A 1,025-nucleotide genomic window follows, 5' to 3' on the forward strand; every position below is an offset into this window, starting at 1 on the left:
TCGTAGCTCTGGGTATCGACACGCCCATTGACCTGGGTCAGCGTCAGTGTCTTGCCCGCTTCATCGTACTGGCGGGTGATGGTGGTCGCTGGGGCGGCACTGTCCAGGGTGCTGAGCAAGCGGCCCAGGCCGTCATAGCCATGGGTCTGCTGGCGGCCGCTGCCGACTTCCAGCTGGGTCAATACCCGGCCCGACAGGTCGTAAGTGTGGCGAGTGATGGTGGCATCGGTCGCGATACCCACACCTTGCGCATTGACACTGCCGAAGCGGGTGGTGGTGTGTAAACCACCGCGGCCGTCATAGGCATAGTCTTCCCGGCTGACCTGCGCGTTGCTGTGGGCGGTTACCCAGGTGCTCAACTGGGCCAGGGTGGGTGTGGCGTCGATCCCCAGGGCACTGATGTCATACAGCGCCTGGCTGTAAGCCAGCTGGCTGCTGCGTTGCCCAAAGCCGTCGTAACGGTATTCGGTGACCCGCCCGGTGGGGATCAGGACAAAGCGCAGGTTCTGCTTGTCGTCGTACACATAGCGGGTAGTTTGCGCCCCACTGGCCTGGGCGGGACCGGCGCCATCGGGGTCAGTCTGGCGGTAGGTGGTCTCGGCGATCAGCTGATTCAGACTGTCGTAACGCCGATCCACCCGTACGCCGGCACTGTCCTGCTGGCTGAGCAGATTGCCCTGGGTGTCATAGGTGTAAGTGACGCTGTTACCGAGGGCATCGGTCGTCTGGCTCAGGTTGCCGTCGGCATCATAGTTGTAACGCAAGCTCTGTTTGCGTCCCTCGACTTCCGGCCCTTCAACCTGGGTGAAGCGGCCCTGGGTGTCGCAGGTATAACGGGTGGTTTGACCGAGCGGGTCAGTGACCGTGGTGATGCGCTGGGTAGTGTCATAACTGAAGAGGGTGACCTGGCCCAGTGCGTCGGTGAGGCTGGCGAGACGGAAGTCGCCGGAGCTGACTTCCTGGTAGCTGAAGCGCAATGTGCTGCCATCGGTCTGGGTGACCCCCGACAAGCGCTGGCTGCTGCC

1 protein-coding gene is annotated in these 1,025 nt (G+C 62.9%); it reads right to left on the reverse strand.

Annotation, left to right across the window (positions count from 1 at the left end; genetic code table 11):
• The coding region (locus ACUHMQ_RS20815; RefSeq protein WP_510182284.1) for a hypothetical protein at window positions 1–1,010 on the reverse strand (1,010 nt) is incomplete at its 3' end.
• Window positions 1,011–1,025 lie beyond the last annotated feature (15 nt).

It is taken from the genome of Chitinimonas violaceus, assembly GCF_052601015.1.